Source organism: Streptococcus sp. HMSC078D09 (genome assembly GCF_001813675.1).
Taxonomy (GTDB): domain Bacteria; phylum Bacillota; class Bacilli; order Lactobacillales; family Streptococcaceae; genus Streptococcus.
On record NZ_KV813675.1, the window covers coordinates 333,285 to 350,113 of the forward strand.

The window sequence follows — 16,829 nt, forward strand, 5'->3', positions numbered from 1 at the left end:
TTTTTCTATTAACGGTTAATGGGTTGTTTTTCTTTATCTAAAGTGAAGCCTTCGCCGAGAATTTCATGGGCTTCAGAAATGGTGATGAAGGCGAATGGATCAATCTGATTGATGATGTCTTTCATTTGTTTCATCTCATTCCGCGAAACGACACAGTAGACGATATCCAGATCTTTACGGCTGTAATAGCCCATCCCGCGGATAAAGGTAATCCCGCGACCTAGATCATCAGATACCTTTTTGGCAATTTCTTCTGGTTTAGAGGTGACGATAAGGAAGCCTTTTCCAGCAAAACCACCTTCTCCAATCAAGTCGATCACAAGGGTGTCAATCAGGATAAAGAAGAGGGTATACATAGCCGTACGGACATCTTGGAAGACAACGACCACAGTTGTCAGAACAATGGCATCTACAATCAACATGAGTTTCCCCATACTGAGGGAAGTGTATTTGTTAAAGATGCGAGCGAGGATATCTGTTCCTCCCGTGGTTCCTCCAGCATTGAAGATGATCCCTAGCCCCAAACCAAGCACAACCCCTGAGGCAATACAGGCAAGCAGAATATCTCCTTTAAAGGCTTCAAAGATGAAGTGATGGTAGCGGTGACTGAGGGGCATGGCCTCAAAAATTGCCATCCAAGCGGAAACCGAAAAGGTCCCCAGTAAGCTTAGATAAAGAGATTTCTTACCCAGAAGTTTCCAAGCCAGAATGAAGAGAGGGATATTGATCAGTAAGTTCATCAGGGATACGGGGACTTTTAAGAGGTAATAGGTGATCAAGGTAATCCCTGTTGCTCCTCCTTCATAGAAGTGAAAAGGAATGACCAAAAAATAGATCCCAAATGAAAAAATGCCGGCCCCCAAGATGATAGCCAGAATATCTTTAAATTTAAACATGATAGGTTGTCTCCTAAAACTTTATAAGATCATTGTAACAAAAAAGTGAAAAAATGAAAATGACTTTGAAAAATTTTCTCTCCTAAAATACAAGATTTTTACCCTTATTTTTGGTAAAATAAAAAGAAGAAAACTAGAAAGAGGATACTATGGTAAACGGTACATTAATTTCATTTGAAGGTCCAGAAGGAGCGGGGAAATCATCGGTCCTAGAAGCCGTTTTGCCTCTACTTGAAGAAAAAGGAATTCCTTTTATTACAACCCGTGAACCAGGCGGTGTAGACATTGCAGAAAAGATCCGCCAAGTCATTTTAGATCCAGACCATACTAGTATGGATGCCAAGACCGAGTTGTTGCTCTATATTGCTAGTCGCCGGCAGCATTTGGTGGAACGTGTCTTGCCAGCCCTTGCAGCTGGGAAGGTTGTCTTGATGGACCGCTTTATTGATAGCTCGGTCGCTTATCAAGGGTATGGTCGCGGTCTGAGTGTGGAAGATATCGAGTGGCTCAATCAATTCGCGACAGATGGTCTTAAACCAGATCTCACCCTTTACTTTGATCTGGATGTCGAAGAAGGGCTCGCTCGAATTGCCAAAAACCAAGAGCGGGAAGTCAATCGTTTGGATTTGGAAGGATTGGAGCTTCACCAAAAAGTCAGACAAGGTTATTTGGCCTTGTATGAAAAGGAACCAGAGCGCATTGTGAAAATCGATGCCAGTCAATCCTTTGAAGCAGTCTTTGCAGATGTCTTGGCTGTTTTAGAAAATCGCTTGGGGATATTGAAATGAAGCTAGAAGAGATCCAACAGCTCCAGCCAGAATTGGTGGAGCGCTTCACCCAGATCTTGGAACACAAACAGCTTAGTCATGCTTATCTCTTTACGGGTTCTTTTGCCAGTTTTGAGATGGCCCTCTTGCTAGCTCAAAGTCAATTTTGCGAAGATTTGCAGGGAGTCTGGCCTTGTGGCAAATGCAGGTCCTGTCGTTTGATTGAAGAAGAAGAATTCTCAGATGTGAAGATCGTGCGTCCAGTCAACCAGATCATTAAGACTGACCGCATTCGTTCGCTGGTTCAAGACTTTTCTCAATCAGGATTTGAAGGCAGTCGCCAGGTCTTTATCGTCCAAGATGCGGATAAGATGCATACCAATGCGGCCAACTCTCTCTTAAAAGTCATGGAAGAACCCCAGAGTGAGATCTATCTCTTCTTGTTGACATCTGATGAAAACTTGATCTTACCGACCATCAAGAGTCGGGCCCAGCAGGTTCATTTTCCTAAAAAGCAAGCCTACCTAACCGAACTGTTAGAAAAAGAAGGTTTGATCAAATCACAGGCAAATTTAGTAGCTCGTTTTAGTTTTAGTCTCGAAGAAGCAGAGCAGCAAAAAAAGAATGCTACTTTTTTTGAACTGGCCAAAGTTTGTGATCAGTTCATCGAACGTTGTCAATCTAATTTGAATCGTGCTTATTTGGAAGTGACCCGCTTGGTGAGTCTAGCAGATGATAAGGAAAAACAAAGCCAGGCCTTTCGTTTGATGGAGTTGGCTTTAGAAGAGCAGTTGCGCTTGAGTAGATCCCAGCAGTTGCTTGAGAAATTGAGTCTTGCTCGCAGGATGTGGAAGGCCAATGTTTCTTTTCAGAATACTTTAGAATATATGGTTTTGAGCTTAGAAAGTTAAGGAGTCAGAATGAATAAAAAAGAATTATTTGATGCTTTAGACGGCTTTTCTCAGAATTTGTTGGTCACCTTGGCTGAAGTCGAAGCCATCAAGAAAAATTTGAAACAAGTCATCGAAGAAAATACAGCTCTTCGCTTAGAAAATGATAAATTGAGAGAGCGTTTGGGGGAAGTTGAGAAGACTTCATCCGCAAAGTCCCAACACCATGGTCGTGAAAATTTGCAACGTATTTACAACGATGGTTTTCATATCTGCACTTATTCCTATGGTCAACGCCGTGAGAACGATGAAGAGTGTATGTTTTGTGACGAGTTGTTATTTAGGGAGTAAGCATGCAGATCCAACGAAGTTTTAAAGGGGAAAAGAAAACTGGGGTGCTTTACTTGGTCCCAACACCGATCGGTAACCGGGAGGATATGAGTTACCGCATGGTCCAGACCCTAAAGGATGTGGACTTGATCGCAGCTGAGGATACTAGAAATACAGGCCTCTTGCTCAAGCATTTTGAGATTGCGACACCCCAGACCAGCTTTCATGAGCACAATGCCATGGAGAAAATTCCAGATCTGATCGCCCATTTAGAATCTGGAAAAGACTTAGCGCAAGTCTCAGATGCAGGACTCCCTAGTATTTCTGACCCTGGTCATGATTTGGTCAAGGCAGCGATTGAACGCGAGATTCCTGTCGTAGCTGTGCCTGGTCCGAGTGCAGGTATAACGGGTTTGATTGCCAGTGGCCTAGCCCCTCAACCTCATATTTTTTATGGATTTCTGCCTCGCAAAGAGGGGCAACAAAAGGCCTTTTTCCAAGAAAAAGTGGCCTATCCGGAGACCCAGATCTTTTATGAGTCGCCCCATCGGGTAAAGGCAACCTTAGAGAATATGTTGGCTGTCTATGGGGATCGTCCTGTCGTCCTGGTTCGTGAATTAACCAAGATCTACGAGGAATATACTCGTGGCAGTATTTCTGAGTTAGTCGCATTTCTTGAAGAAAATCCTCTCAAAGGGGAGTGTCTCTTGATCGTCGAAGGAGCCAAGGAAGAAGAGCTAGACCTAGAAGAGGTCGACTTGATCCAAGAGATCGATACCTTGGTCCAAGAGGGGATGAAGAAGAATCAAGCAATTAAACAGGTCGCCAAACAATACGGCCTGCAAAAGAGTGAGCTCTATGCTCGTTACCATCAAGACTAGGAAAGGTTGGAAGCAGGATGGAAATTAGAATGGCTTATCCCAACGAGATCAAGCGAATTATGGAAATCATCCAAGATGCCAAGGAAAGCCTGGCTCAAAGACAGGTCGACCAGTGGCAGGATGGCTATCCAGATGAAGAGATCATTTTTGAGGATATTCTAGAAAGTCGTGGCTATGTGGCCGTTGAAGATCAGGAAGTTGTCGCCTATGCAGCTGTCTACAAGGGCAACGAAGCGGCCTATAATGAGATTTACGATGGCAAGTGGGAGCATGACAACTATATGTATGTCACTTTTCACCGCGTCGCTGTAGCCAAAGAAGCTGCTGGCAAAGGGGTGGCTCAGACCTTCCTTCAAGGTTTAATCGAAGGGGAAAAAGGGCCGGATTTCCGTTGCGATACCCATCCGGATAATCTGGTGATGCAACATTTGCTTGAAAAATTGGGCTACCATTATTGTGGAAAGGTCCCTATTGATGGAGTCCGTCTGGCTTATCAAAAGATCAAACGAAAAGCAGAAACGAGTCTATTCCAAGTGGTCTCAGAAGAGGACCGCTGGGACCAAAGAGCAGAAGCGGCCTACAATGACTCTCTATCTTAAACAATTCTATGAAAGCCCTATGGGGCTTCTTTCGATCATTGTCAGTAAGGAAGGCCTTGTAGAGCTTGATTTTTATGATCCGAAAGAGGAGGCGCCTGATCCCTATGGGGCGCTGGAGCAGATCCATCCCTACCATGAGAAGGTGAAGGAGTGGTTGGACCACTATTTTGCGGGAGATCCAATCGCTATCAGTTTTCCACTAGCACCGCAAGGAACAGCCTTCCAAGAGCGGGTGTGGCAGTTATTGCGAGAGATCCCATATGGTGAGACCAGGACCTATGGCCAGCTTGCCCAGGTTCTTTCTTGTGGTTCAGCCCAGGCCGTAGGACAGGCTGTCGGACGCAATCCCTTGACGATCTTAGTCCCTTGTCACCGTGTGATGGGAAAAGATGGACAACTGACGGGCTATGCGTCTGGACTCGATCGCAAACGCTGGCTCTTACACCATGAAGGAATTATCTGGAAGGAGAAATAAAACCGATGTATACCTTTATTGAATACCCAAAATGTTCGACTTGTCGAAAGGCTAAATCAGAATTGGACGGTCTCCAATGTGAGTTTCAAAGCCAAAACATCGTCACAGAAACACCGACTAGCCAAGAATTGCAAGAATGGATGGCAGCTTCTGGCCTACCGATCAAGTCTTTCTTCAATACTAGCGGAATGAAATACCGAGAACTCGGTTTGAAGGATAAGGTGGATCAACTGACAGTGAAAGAAGCGGCGGATCTCCTTGCTTCAGATGGTATGCTGATCAAGCGGCCTCTGCTTGTCAAAGACGGAAAAGTTATTCAAGTGGGCTACCGGAAACCATACGCAGACTTAGGTTTGTAAAAGAAAAGGGAGTTGGAGGCATTGCACCCCAATAATGGGACAAGAGACCCCCTCTTATGCGACCAGTTTTCTGTAATTTACAGGAGACTGGTCATTTAATTTTTGTTGAATTCTAGTTTCATTATAAAATATGATGTAATTTTTGACAATATCTATTATACTATCTTTAGTTAGGTTTCTCCACTTATGGAGATAGAAGGTTTCAGACTTGAGAACAGAATGGAACTATTCGATACGTGCATTATCTGCTGGTGTTCCTTTTCGGGACATAGAGCGGGTGATGCCTTTTTCTGTACAAGCTTGATAGTAGGCTTTTGAGGTGTAGACAGATCCCTGGTCGCTGTGTAAAAGTGCTCCTTGAGGTAGCTCAAGTTGATGAAGTGTGTCGAGCACAAAGTCCGTATCTTGACACTCGGAGATGCTATAAGCTACTATTTCACGATTATAGAGATCCATGATTGAAGATAGATAAAGTTTACAGTTTCCAAAGTAGAGGTAGGTGATATCTGTGACAAGCTTCTCCATCGGCTTGTCTGCCTGAAAATCACGATCCAGCTTATTGTCTGTTACATGGTAAGGCTTCCCTAATTTAGGTCCCTTCTTGGGACGGACACGGCAAAGGTAGCCCTTTTCCCTCATGATATGATAGACCTTCTTGCGATTAACGGCGAGGTTATAAACTTTCTTTAGTAAGCGAGTGATGGTTCGATAGCCGTAAATAAAGCGATTTGCCATACAGAGTTGTTCGATTTTATCTGCTATTTCGTCTCTTTTCTGAGAATTCTTACACTCCTGTTTCCAGCGATAAAAGGTGGAGCGTTTGACGCCGAAACACTCTAAAATAATAGATACAGGGCACGTTTTCTTATACTCTTCCACTAGCTTGATAAGACTTACTTTGTCGATTTTCTTACCAAGCTCTGATACTTTTTTAGTAATTCTACCTGCAAACGTAACTGTTCTACTTCAGATAATTGTTTCATCCCTTTACCATAAGTATATTGTTTCCCCACAGGTTGGTGGAAACAGTACAATTCATCATTCTGATACCAACGCCACCAGGTTTTCACCTGAGTAGCATTTTTGATACCGAGGGTATCCATGATAACCTTATTTGATTTACCTGCCTTCTTCATTTCGATACAGGCTAGCTTAGTTTCTACCGAATATGCTTCTTTGACCATAACAAAACACTCCTGTTTCTAGTTTACCAGATTTCAACAGGAGTGTTTTCTTGTGTCTCGTTTTATGGGTGCAGTGCCAAAGTTTGATTTTTTCTGTCTAACTTTTGGGGTGCAGTACAATCAGTTGCTTTTTTGGGGGGCCAAGAGATTATTGTCCCGGACTCTTTTGTAAAACTATCTACTTAGTTCTCTGATTTTTTACTTTTTTTGAAAAGTGAAATACCAAAGATTCCAGCTAAAATAGCAAGAAGATCCATAGCTAATGGCGAATCAGAAGTTCCTGTATTTGGCAACTGAGCTTTTTTTGGAGCTGATTTTTGCTCAGTAGATTGAACGTTTTCTGGTTGAACAGGATTTGGAGCTGGCTCTGGATCTGGTGTTGGTTTTGGCTCCGGAGTTGGTTTTGGATCTGGAGTTGGTTTTGGATCTGGAGTTGGTTTTGGATCTACTTCTTTCTCATACTCATAGATAACATGAGTTGTACCTTCTTTTAACTGACCTGTTTCTGGTGCAGATGTTGAAGAAACACCAACTAGATTATATTTTTGACCACCTACAGTGATAGAAGACGGACGCTCATCTGCGTTTTCAGCAGCATTATAGGTCACAAGATTTCCATCAGATCCATAAATAGAAGTTAATGGTGTGTCTTTGTAAGTTTCCTTAATAGATTGATTTGTTCCCTTAATAACATAATCCACCACTACATCTCCATAGTGAAGCGTAGAAACATCCTGGTCAGCCATATCTTCAAATTCTGAAGCATAGTATTTAACAGCACGATTGTATTTCAAACTAAAAATTTTAACATAATTAAAGAAGGTCTCAGGATTAATATGAACATCATGAGGAATAATTTTCCAGTCACCGTTATTTGGTGTGATATGAGTAGCTGGATTTGAAACTGACCTAATTAGATGGTCATTCTGAACATAAGTATCATCTACTAAGCTTGGATTACCTAGGGCCAAATTACTGGCTTCTCCATTGCTGTCTACATAATATGCTTGAATTTGATGATACTCATCTAGACTTTGACAACCTTCTTCATATGAACCAATCCCACCTTCTTGAGAACATTTCCAAGCAAATCTCGCGTCGATTGGTAAGTACTTGATCTTCTTAGCTTCCTCCAACGGTACGGTTACAGATACCCGAAGAGCAGTTGATCTCAATGTTTTTGAACTGACAGCATATATATTAACAGTTCCATAATCGAAATCATGATCTTCCATATTTACAATAGTTGGTTTCTTACCAGCCGCTAGTTCCTCAGCAGTTGGAATAATAGCATCTTCTCCATGAGAAGACGACTCAACATATTCATTATAATTATGCGAACGCTCTTTCATTGGAACATTGACATCTACAGGATTTCCATTAGCATCACGTGTTCCAATCAAAGTGAAATCGGCCTTCGCACCTGCAATTTTAGGAATACGAATACGAATATCACGGACTGTTTGTCCGCGATCACTTGAGTGCATTCCTTTGAAGGCTACAGTGTAATTATAGACTACACTTTTACCATCTTCACTAAAATGTGCTGGAAGTCCTTCAACATTGACGTAACCACCCTCATCAATGATATTGCTACCAGTTGAATCTTCTTTCCCGCCAGTTGTAGCTTCGCTATTAGTTGAGATTTCTTCAGTTTTTGGTGAGGAAGCATTGGCACCCTCTTCGTCTGATTTTAGTGAGGTGTCACTAGTAGGGTCTGGTGCAACCTTATTGTCTACTGAAGAAGTGTTCTCAGCATCAGTTGAATTAGTAATACCTGATGTCACTGAAACATTTGCTGGTTCGCTATTAGTTTCATCAGCTTGAACTACTGACTGTGAAACCAAATTTAGAACAAAGACAGACATTGTAATGATGCCAAATTTAGTGAGTTTTTTCATACACTTTTTCTCCTTAATATGAAAGGGCTCATGCATAAGCAAAATCCTAGTCATTGATATTATTTTCACATACATTGTACTATATAAGCGCTTAGTTTGCAAGCGATTTCCTAATAAATTAAGAAATTATTCGTTTTTTATTTAAAAAACGCGTAAAATCCACAAATAATCTATCATAAAATATAGAAAAAACGAATTAAGGCTCTTTTATTCAATATTTTCTTTTAATTTCTCAACAAAGAGATAGGCTGCTGGACAGGTTAAAGTGTTTTTGATCATCAGATTATTAATTTGATAGATTTTTTAACGATCTGTATGTGAGAACTCATGACAGGATTTGGAACGGATATCATAGATAGATCAGAGATTGTCACCTCCTAAAAATGGACAGGGCATAGATTTGAAGATCTTAACCCCATCCTCGTCTACCCGCAAAAACTCTGATTTTTTTCACGGCAGAAAATTTCGGTATATTCTTAATCAAATTTAAAAGTTAGATCTTATGTTGATTTCTTTACAAAATCGCTTAACATATTTTACTTAAAAAATATTTTTTTAAATTTCTAAAGGAAGTTGAAGTCCCTTTAATTTTTGCTGTGAAGATGATATAATCATACGAGTGAAATCAATGAAAGAGAGTCAATCATGAGTATTTTAGAGGTGAAAAATTTAAGCCACGGCTTTGGAGACCGGGCTATTTTTGAGGATGTGTCTTTCCGCTTGTTAAAGGGAGAGCATATCGGTTTGGTTGGAGCCAATGGTGAAGGGAAATCCACCTTCATGAGCATCGTGACCGGCAAGATGCAACCCGACGAAGGGAAGGTTGAGTGGTCTAAGTATGTGACGGCAGGTTACCTGGATCAGCATTCGGTCTTAGAAGAAGGACAAACGGTTCGCGATGTCTTACGGACCGCTTTTGATGAGTTGTTCACAGCTGAAGCTCGCATCAATGACCTCTATATGGCCATGGCGGAAGAGGGAGCCGATGTCGATGCTTTGATGGAAGAAGTAGGAGAACTCCAAGAGCGTCTAGAAAGTCGTGATTTTTATACCTTGGATGCCAAGATTGATGAAGTGGCGCGTGCTCTTGGGGTCATGGACTTTGGCATGGACACGGATGTGACCTCCTTGTCAGGTGGGCAACGGACCAAGGTCCTCTTGGCCAAACTCTTGCTAGAAAAACCAGATATCTTGCTACTAGACGAGCCAACCAACTACTTGGATGCAGAGCACATCGATTGGCTTAAACGCTATTTGCAGAATTATGAAAATGCCTTTGTCCTCATTTCCCACGATATTCCATTCTTGAATGATGTGATCAACATCGTCTACCATGTGGAAAATCAGCAGTTAACCCGCTATTCAGGAGACTACTACCAATTCCTTGAAGTCTATGAAATGAAGAAATCGCAATTGGAAGCGGCTTATGAGCGTCAGCAAAAGGAGATTGCTGATTTGAAAGATTTCGTAGCCCGCAATAAGGCGCGTGTGGCTACACGGAATATGGCCATGTCTCGTCAGAAGAAGTTGGACAAGATGGAACTCATTGAGTTACAAAGTGAGAAACCAAAGCCATCCTTTGAATTTAAAAATGCCCGGACTCCTGGTCGCTTTATCTTCCAGGCCAAGGATCTCCAGATTGGGTATGACCGTCCTTTGACCAAGCCTTTGAACCTAACGTTTGAACGCAATCAAAAGGTTGCCATCATCGGGGCTAACGGGATCGGAAAAACCACTCTCTTGAAGAGCTTGCTGGGAATCATCCCACCAATCGCTGGTGAAGTCGAGCGGGGAGATTACCTAGAGCTTGGCTATTTCGAGCAAGAGGTCGAAGGGGGCAATCGCCAGACACCGCTTGAAGCAGTCTGGAATGCCTTTCCATCTCTCAACCAAGCAGAAGTTCGTGCCGCCCTTGCCCGCTGTGGCTTGACCACCAAACATATCGAGAGCCAAATCCAAGTGTTATCCGGTGGAGAGCAAGCCAAGGTACGCTTCTGTCTCTTGATGAATCGTGAAAATAATGTCTTGGTACTAGACGAGCCGACCAACCACTTGGATGTGGATGCCAAAGAAGAATTGAAACGGGCTCTGAAAGAGTACAAGGGATCGATCCTCATGGTTTGCCACGAGCCAGACTTCTATGAAGGATGGATGGACCAAATCTGGGACTTTAATGAATTGACTTAAAGACAAAAAGAGAACCGCATGGTTCTCTTTTAAGATTCTTCTTAGAAACTTTCCTTAGGTGAGTACGGACGTTAGGTGAAATTATCCAGTGGATGATTTCAGCAATCCAGGAAGTTCCATGACTAATTATTGAGCCTAAGGTCTCAATAATTCCGTGTGCCTGAAACAAATCTGTTTCAGGCACTTTTCTCACGGCGGAAAGTTTCAGTAGATGAATGACTTAAATAATTAGAATTCATTTTTTTACCAATGAATCTATTAGCTAATTTTATGTAAAATGTTTATCAATATCTTAAAAAGAGAACCGTTTGGTTCTCTTTTCATTATTTTTTGAAATTATAGTCTTTTAAGATCTCGATTTTTTCAATCTTGATGTCTGCTTTTGGTTTGTCCTTATCATCAGTTTCGGCAGACGCAATTTTATCGACTACATCCATGCCATCGATTACTTGTCCAAAGACAGTGTAGTTGCCCCCATCAAGGGTTGGATTTCCACCATTTTTATAAGCATCGATGATCTTAGCTGGGAAGCGATCAGTTGGGAGTTTACTTGAAATATCATCCTTATTTTGGTTGATATAGAATTGACTACCATTGGTATTTGGACCAGAATTGGCCATGGCAAGGGCTCCACGAAGGTTGTAAAGGTATGGAGAATACTCATTCTCAAAACCAGTACCTGAATCTTTGGATTTGTCTTTGCCCTTCCAGATAGATTCGCCACCCGTACCGTCTCCTTTAGGATCCCCAGTTTGGATCATAAAGTTGTTAATAACACGGTGGAAAAGTAAGCCATTGTAGTAGCCTTCTTTTGCGTGGGTCAAGAAGTTTTCAACTGCAAGGGGCGCATATTTAGGGAAGAGCTTGACAGTGATGTCGCCTTCAGTTGTCGTGACTTTAACTTCTGCTTCGTCTTCAGCCACTTCATTTGAGAGCTGTGGAAAAACTGCATTTTCATTGGTCATGGCATCGTTAAAATCTTTGCGCAGTTGTTCTAATTTCTTTTGTTCTTCTTCAATTTTCTTTTGATCTTTTTCTCTAGAGCTAGAAGTTGCTGTCTGCTCTGTCTTTTCTTTGCTTGAACTTGAAGAGCTAGCGTCTTTCTGATTGGTCGAACAAGCTGTCAAAGCCAAGCCGGAAAATAATAGTAGTGCGATTAATTTTTTCATATTCTTCCTTTCCAACATAGTTGTCTCTCTCTATTGTACCTTAATTTTACGATACTTTCAAATCTGGATAAAATTTAAGGCGAAAACACTATTATGAGAATTTGCAGAAAATAGATGAAAGTAATTCCGAATTCCTGTATAATAGGATGACTACAGGAGAACGATCATCAAAAAATGAAATCATCACATTTTGCGAGAGCCCTTTGGTTTGGTATCCTAGGTGCTCTCTTTTTTGCATTTACCTTTATTTTTAATCGAAGCATGAACCTGGCAGGTGGTTCCTGGATGTGGAGTGCTAGTTTGCGCTACCTTTTTAGTTTGCCCATGATGGCTGTTTTAGTCTGGCAGAAAGGCGAGTTGAAGGGGGTCTTGTCAGCAATTGCACGAGCCCCGTGGACTTGGTTGCTCTGGAGTACGGTCGGCTTTGGTCTCTTTTATGCGCCCTTATCGATGGCTTCTATCTATGGAGAATCATGGTTTGTGGCTGCGACCTGGCAGATTACGATTTTAGCAGGTCTCCTTCTGACCCCACTTTTTGGCCAAAAGATTCCAAGAAAACAGTTAGGAATGACTTTGCTGATTTTGTTAGGAATCGTATTGATTCAAATTCCATATTTTGGACGAGGGCTCGGAGAAGGTGTGGTGAGAGCAAGTATCTTAATTTTGATCGCAGCTTTTTCCTATCCATTGGGAAATCGCAAGATGCTGGTTCATTGTAAAGAAGAACAATTATCAACGACCCAACGGGTCTTTGGGATGACCTTAATGAGTGTTCCTTTTTGGTTGCTCTTATCCGTCTTTGCAGGACTTGATGCAGGCTTGCCATCAGGTGAGCAAATGCTCCAATCCTTGATCGTAGCTGTATTTTCAGGAGTCATCGCGACCATGCTCTTCTTTGAAGCAACCAACTTGGTGAAACACAACCATCAGCAGTTAGCCGTTGTTGAAGCTACCCAGGCCGGCGAGGTCCTCTTCACCCTATTTGGAGGCTGTCTCTTTCTGGGAGATCAGATCCCAACCCCACTAGGATTTTTAGGGGTTTTCATTGTGATCGTCGGTATAGTGGGAAATAGTCTGATGACTTCTTCAGAATAGATCGTGGTAGAAAAGTAGAACTTAAACCATGATATTGCGGTTCAGTCTATCAATGCTAACACCCACGCGGGTGTTTTCTTTTTGGACAAAATTACTAGTTAAGAAGGAAGTTGCGCAGAGATGGAAAATTCGGTATGATGGGAGATATGTTAATTTGTTGGGAAATGAACGAATTCCCTCAAAAACCGTATCATGAATAGGAGGCTACAAATTGGATTATAAAACTCTACGCAAAAACTATAGACTCTATATTAGATCTGCAGGCTTGTTAGCAATGCTTCTGATCTTTTGCATTGGATTAGTGGTCAGGGATACTCTTCTTCAGACTGCTGGCGTTTTATTGGTTATTGCATGCTTGATTTTATTCATCCAATTGCTCAAGAAAAGCTACACCAACAAGTGCAACACCTTGCTCCATGTAGACTTAGATTTAGCTTTTTGGCAGCAATACCTTCAGTTGAACAAGAATGTGAAAAAGCTATTTCACAGATAGATATTAAGCTGACATCGGTTGCCTATTCTTTTATGATGGGAGATTTTGATACTGTCATAAAAGAATCTAGGGAAGCACTTAGTCAGACGGATTATCCGCAGAAATATAAGAATTTTTTTGAGAGTTATCTTATTCGCTCGATCGTGCTGACAGATACTGATTTGTCTAGGGAAGAGCTGGAGGATCGGTTGAATGAATTGACTATCACAGACCCTACACCAGCTGAGAAAACAAAAAAAGTCTGTCTCGCTCTTTATGATTTAACCATTGCGCATCAAAGCAATGACTATTTCGAAGACTTAAGCAATGACTTCAAGTATCAACAGTTGGAAATTATCTACTACCAAGCCTTGAATGCTACTCTTAAAGGTGATAAGGATAGAGCGAAAGAGCTTTTTCGTAAGTTGATTTCAGAAGATGAGTCACTCTATATCGTTCGAAAGGCTAAACAATACTTGGAGGATGAGGGCAGTCATCTGTAAATCCTCTAATCGAAATAGAGATTAATTGAAAGAGCCTGAAAAAATATAAGGAGTTATTGGAAGGTAAGAATGAAGAAATCAATCTTTAAAGCCAATTTTTATGAAAGCCGTCGTTTGCGTCATGATGGCTTTATCGATTATATGGTCAAGGACACAAATAGTCGCAAAATCTACACAAAGCCATTTAGTATTGCGAGGAAACTTTTTTCATTTATGGGGATGCTGTTCATGTTTGGATTTTCTGCATTAATGGAGTCGGAAATTCACCATCCTGATCCTGATACACCATTTGAAACCTGGGGGATCAATTTCTATCCACTTTGGCTGTTTTTCTTGTGCTGGTTTTTGTGGTTTCTTGCTTGCAGAAAAAATCTGCGTAGAAAATATGATGCAAAGATTCCTTATACTAGTATCTTGAATTCGAATCTGTATCTGATTTGGATGGTGCTTGCTCTGAATTTGTTTTTTATCACCATCATAGGTAGATACCTTACGATTTTGGGGTTGGTTTTATTCTATGTTCTTACCGGAATCATATTGTTTATGATTATCCAATCTAGAATGAAATCGCTAAAAACTCGTCTTTATGGAGTGCAGGATCCTAGTGTAACTGCTAGACAGAAAAAGTTTATAGAAGTCATTACTGGACTAGGTGGGATAATTATAGTAGGTTGGTTAGCTTTAAAATTTCTTTTCCCCCAAGTTGGGGAAGTGAAAGCTGATTTTTTAGGAACCATCTCATTTATAGGAATGATATTTTTTGGAAATCTTATCACTTTGGGTATGATAGTAGTGATGCTGTTACCATATTCACTTTACGGCTACTACCGAAACAAATATTCAGAAGAATACCGCGAGTTCGAAGGAAAATCACTGGAAGAGTGGTATGGGAAAAAGTACTTAAAGAAACACAAGGAGTTATTAAAAAATGGATAAGAATTTTAACGAGATGCCGTTTGATGAATTGAAATGCTACCGTAGGGAAGGTCTATGGAGATCTTTGGGCTTATTACTGGTCATTACTTTAGTGATTACGGGAATGGTCTTGATGGAAGTGAACCATGTTTCTCCGTCCAATCAGAATCGTTTTCGGGTGATTGGGTTGACAACGGTCATTGCGCTCTTTGGCTACCTGATGCCTCTGATGGCAGCAAATCGTGTCATGCGAGACCACCCGGATTGGGTCAAGAAATCAGGGATTCGAGCGAAAATTCCCTTACCGATAGCTTGGCATGTCAAAAGACTTTGCGTCCTTGGAGCGAGTTTGTTGGTAATTGGAGTAGGATTTGCTTCGTCATTCAAACCACAAGTCCAGCAGACAAATCTGAAGGATCAACAAGATAATATCCAAGTCCATAATGTAATCGATGTGCCTGATATTGAAGTGTCTACGAGTGATAGTCAGGACTAGTAAGTGACAGATTGAATCTAAAAAGGGGAATATATGAAACTTTTTACTTACTCATTTGAAGAAAGTCAATCTTTCGTAAATGAGACCATTATTAATCGCTTTAACGATAAGGGAAATTGGAAAAGATTTATTGGAATGCCTTTATTTTCTGCAATAGTCTATCTACTTTATATCCTTCTTCCAGCAGTCTTTAAGGGAATAAGATTAGATGGAGATGGGGATGGGGATGTTGCCTATCAATGGTTAAATTTACCTCTTTTGTTTGTTCTACTTTTATTTTATTTGGTCTACATTTTCTATTCGTTTAAATATCGAAAGAAAAAAATGATCTTGAAATATATCACTTATTGTTATATGTACCTTCTATTACTATTTATGGAATTAGGATTTGTATTAATTGGGATTTTTTGCAGAAAACTTCTCGGTTTTTTTATCAGCTGGATTAACGATAGTTGTTGTGATATATCTCTTTAGGAAGGTCCCTAAAAAGATAAAGACTGCAGTTGAAGAAAGAAAACCCTATGCTTCCTTGGCTGCCCTATCAACAGAAAAAATGACAGATCAATTATTAATCTGGGGCGGAAGTGGAGTTACAGCAAGTTTGGTATTGTTTGATCGTTCAAATCATACAAATGTAAGAGGGAGCATTGATGCCATCTTAATGCCATTCTGTCCCGCTATTATGGCTGTCGCTCTTTATGTCTTCTTTTTAGAAATAGTAGGGGGTTACTACCTATTTTTGTACTACGAACAATACAAAGAAAAATACGATATTTTAACAAAGGTTTAGCTTAAGAAAACTTATAAAAACAGCGCCTACTCGGTGCTGTTTTGTGCTTTATGTTTCAAATGTTTGGAAATGATTTTACTAGAGAACTGGCTTGGAAATGTGATATAATAAAGGTTATGGCAAACAATAATCAATCAAATAAAACACGGTCGACGAGACGACTGTCCAAAGCAGAATTAGAAAGAAAAAAAGCAATTCACCGCATGATTGTGACCATTCTGATTAGTCTGGTTTTAGTCTTTGCGGCCTTGAAATTGGGAGCGGTAGGGGTCTTGGCCTACAACTTAATCCGACTGTTTGTTGGGAGTTTGGCTTACTTGGCTATTTTAGCGACCTTTTTCTACCTCTATGCCTTTAAATGGCTGGACAAACACGAAGGGGTTATTTCAGGATTCCTAAGCTTCTTTGCTGGGGCTCTCTTGATGTTTCAGGCCTTCTTTGTATCCTCCCTTCATTTAGACAATAATGGAATCAAGGTCACTTTTTCAAGAATCATGGCAGACTTGATTCATCTGCGAGTGGAGAGTTTTGCTGGTGGTGGTATGATCGGTGCCCTTCTTTATGCTCCGATTTCCTTCCTCTTTTCAAATATTGGCTCTTATTTTATTGGCCTTCTCTTTATTGGATTGGGGATTCTCTTGATGAGTCCTTACTCCATCTATGATTTGTTTGAAAAGGGATCGGAAGCCTTCCACGCTTCTATGGAAAAACGCAAGGAACGTCGCGAGCAGAAATTCCTTGAAAAGGAAGCGAGAGTTGCCGAGGAAGCTGCTGCAGCTGAAAGAGAGCAAGAAGAAGCAAGTGCAGTTCTTCCAACTCCCCTTTCAATGGAAGGGCATCCTGTAGACCCTGAAACGGGAGAGGTGCTGGCGGAAGAGCCGTTCACAGAGTCCTTCCCAGAAGCCGAAATTGTCGCACCA

At 41.1% G+C, this 16,829-nt stretch carries 16 protein-coding genes and 3 pseudogenes; 14 read left to right on the forward strand and 5 right to left on the reverse strand.

Annotated elements, in window-relative coordinates; genetic code table 11:
- Positions 1-8: 8 nt before the first annotated feature.
- A complete protein-coding gene (locus HMPREF2926_RS06890) occupies positions 9-896 on the reverse strand; it encodes a YitT family protein (protein ID WP_070587041.1) in 888 nt (295 codons plus the stop codon).
- Between the two features lie 149 nt (positions 897-1,045).
- Here HMPREF2926_RS06890 and tmk point away from each other — a divergent pair, with 149 nt between their 5' ends.
- Genes tmk through HMPREF2926_RS06925 form a run of 7 tightly spaced genes read left to right on the forward strand, consistent with a single transcriptional unit; the run spans position 1,046 to position 5,197 of the window.
- Positions 1,046-1,684 (forward strand): dTMP kinase, encoded by a 639-nt coding sequence (tmk, locus tag HMPREF2926_RS06895; RefSeq protein ID WP_003004942.1) that lies wholly within the window; start codon positions 1,046-1,048, stop codon positions 1,682-1,684.
- Complete coding sequence (locus HMPREF2926_RS06900; RefSeq protein WP_070587043.1) at positions 1,681-2,574, forward strand: DNA polymerase III subunit delta'; 894 nt, start codon at positions 1,681-1,683, stop codon at positions 2,572-2,574. The genes tmk and HMPREF2926_RS06900 overlap by 4 nt, the downstream gene beginning before the upstream one ends.
- Positions 2,575-2,583: 9 nt before the next feature.
- Complete coding sequence (yabA, locus tag HMPREF2926_RS06905; RefSeq protein WP_003005416.1) at positions 2,584-2,904, forward strand: DNA replication initiation control protein YabA; 321 nt, start codon at positions 2,584-2,586, stop codon at positions 2,902-2,904.
- A 2-nt stretch (positions 2,905-2,906) separates the two neighbouring features.
- A complete protein-coding gene (gene rsmI, locus HMPREF2926_RS06910) occupies positions 2,907-3,764 on the forward strand; it encodes a 16S rRNA (cytidine(1402)-2'-O)-methyltransferase (RefSeq protein WP_070587045.1) in 858 nt (285 codons plus the stop codon).
- 17 nt (positions 3,765-3,781) lie between these two features.
- Positions 3,782-4,363, forward strand: coding sequence for a GNAT family N-acetyltransferase (locus HMPREF2926_RS06915; RefSeq protein ID WP_003008260.1), 582 nt, complete (start codon positions 3,782-3,784; stop codon positions 4,361-4,363).
- Complete coding sequence (locus tag HMPREF2926_RS06920) at positions 4,347-4,838, forward strand: methylated-DNA--[protein]-cysteine S-methyltransferase (RefSeq protein ID WP_003017529.1); 492 nt, start codon at positions 4,347-4,349, stop codon at positions 4,836-4,838. Before HMPREF2926_RS06915 ends, HMPREF2926_RS06920 begins: the two co-directional genes overlap by 17 nt.
- A 5-nt stretch (positions 4,839-4,843) precedes the next feature.
- Positions 4,844-5,197, forward strand: coding sequence for an arsenate reductase family protein (locus tag HMPREF2926_RS06925; protein WP_049518306.1), 354 nt, complete (start codon positions 4,844-4,846; stop codon positions 5,195-5,197).
- Between the two features lie 54 nt (positions 5,198-5,251).
- Here HMPREF2926_RS06925 and HMPREF2926_RS10665 read toward each other — a convergent pair.
- The 3 genes and pseudogenes from HMPREF2926_RS10665 to HMPREF2926_RS10670 all read right to left on the reverse strand — a co-directional run.
- Positions 5,252-6,381 (reverse strand): annotated as a pseudogene (locus tag HMPREF2926_RS10665) (IS3 family transposase).
- Positions 6,382-6,563: 182 nt separating this feature from the next.
- Positions 6,564-8,282 carry an LPXTG cell wall anchor domain-containing protein gene (locus HMPREF2926_RS06940; RefSeq protein WP_070587049.1) on the reverse strand — a complete coding sequence of 573 codons (1,719 nt, stop codon included), beginning with the start codon at positions 8,280-8,282 and terminating at the stop codon, positions 6,564-6,566.
- 207 nt (positions 8,283-8,489) lie between these two features.
- Positions 8,490-8,720 (reverse strand): annotated as a pseudogene (locus tag HMPREF2926_RS10670) (YkgJ family cysteine cluster protein); the annotation flags it as partial.
- Positions 8,721-8,927: 207 nt separating this feature from the next.
- On the opposite strand from HMPREF2926_RS10670, the gene HMPREF2926_RS06945 reads away from it, so the two are divergent.
- Positions 8,928-10,469: an ABC-F family ATP-binding cassette domain-containing protein gene (locus HMPREF2926_RS06945; protein WP_070587052.1), complete on the forward strand. Its 1,542-nt coding sequence runs from the start codon at positions 8,928-8,930 to the stop codon at positions 10,467-10,469.
- A gap of 323 nt (positions 10,470-10,792) precedes the next feature.
- On the opposite strand, the gene HMPREF2926_RS06950 is transcribed toward HMPREF2926_RS06945, so the two are convergent.
- Positions 10,793-11,638, reverse strand: coding sequence for a peptidylprolyl isomerase (locus HMPREF2926_RS06950; protein WP_070587054.1), 846 nt, complete (start codon positions 11,636-11,638; stop codon positions 10,793-10,795).
- Positions 11,639-11,812: 174 nt separating this feature from the next.
- On the opposite strand from HMPREF2926_RS06950, the gene HMPREF2926_RS06955 reads away from it, so the two are divergent.
- The 6 genes and pseudogenes from HMPREF2926_RS06955 to HMPREF2926_RS11435 form a co-directional block, all read left to right on the forward strand.
- Entirely contained in the window at positions 11,813-12,733 is a 921-nt protein-coding gene (locus tag HMPREF2926_RS06955; RefSeq protein WP_070587055.1) for a DMT family transporter, read from the forward strand.
- 351 nt (positions 12,734-13,084) lie between these two features.
- Positions 13,085-13,708, forward strand: coding sequence for a hypothetical protein (locus tag HMPREF2926_RS06960; protein WP_256263022.1), 624 nt, complete (start codon positions 13,085-13,087; stop codon positions 13,706-13,708).
- A gap of 69 nt (positions 13,709-13,777) precedes the next feature.
- Positions 13,778-14,644: a hypothetical protein gene (locus tag HMPREF2926_RS06965; RefSeq protein ID WP_070587056.1), complete on the forward strand. Its 867-nt coding sequence runs from the start codon at positions 13,778-13,780 to the stop codon at positions 14,642-14,644.
- A complete protein-coding gene (locus HMPREF2926_RS06970) occupies positions 14,637-15,119 on the forward strand; it encodes a hypothetical protein (RefSeq protein WP_070587057.1) in 483 nt (160 codons plus the stop codon). The genes HMPREF2926_RS06965 and HMPREF2926_RS06970 overlap by 8 nt, the downstream gene beginning before the upstream one ends.
- 397 nt (positions 15,120-15,516) lie before the next feature.
- Positions 15,517-15,909 (forward strand): hypothetical protein, encoded by a 393-nt coding sequence (locus tag HMPREF2926_RS06980; RefSeq protein WP_141751783.1) that lies wholly within the window; start codon positions 15,517-15,519, stop codon positions 15,907-15,909.
- 116 nt (positions 15,910-16,025) lie between these two features.
- Positions 16,026-16,782 (forward strand): annotated as a pseudogene (locus HMPREF2926_RS11435) (DNA translocase FtsK); the annotation flags it as partial.
- Between the last annotated feature and the right edge of the window lie 47 nt (positions 16,783-16,829).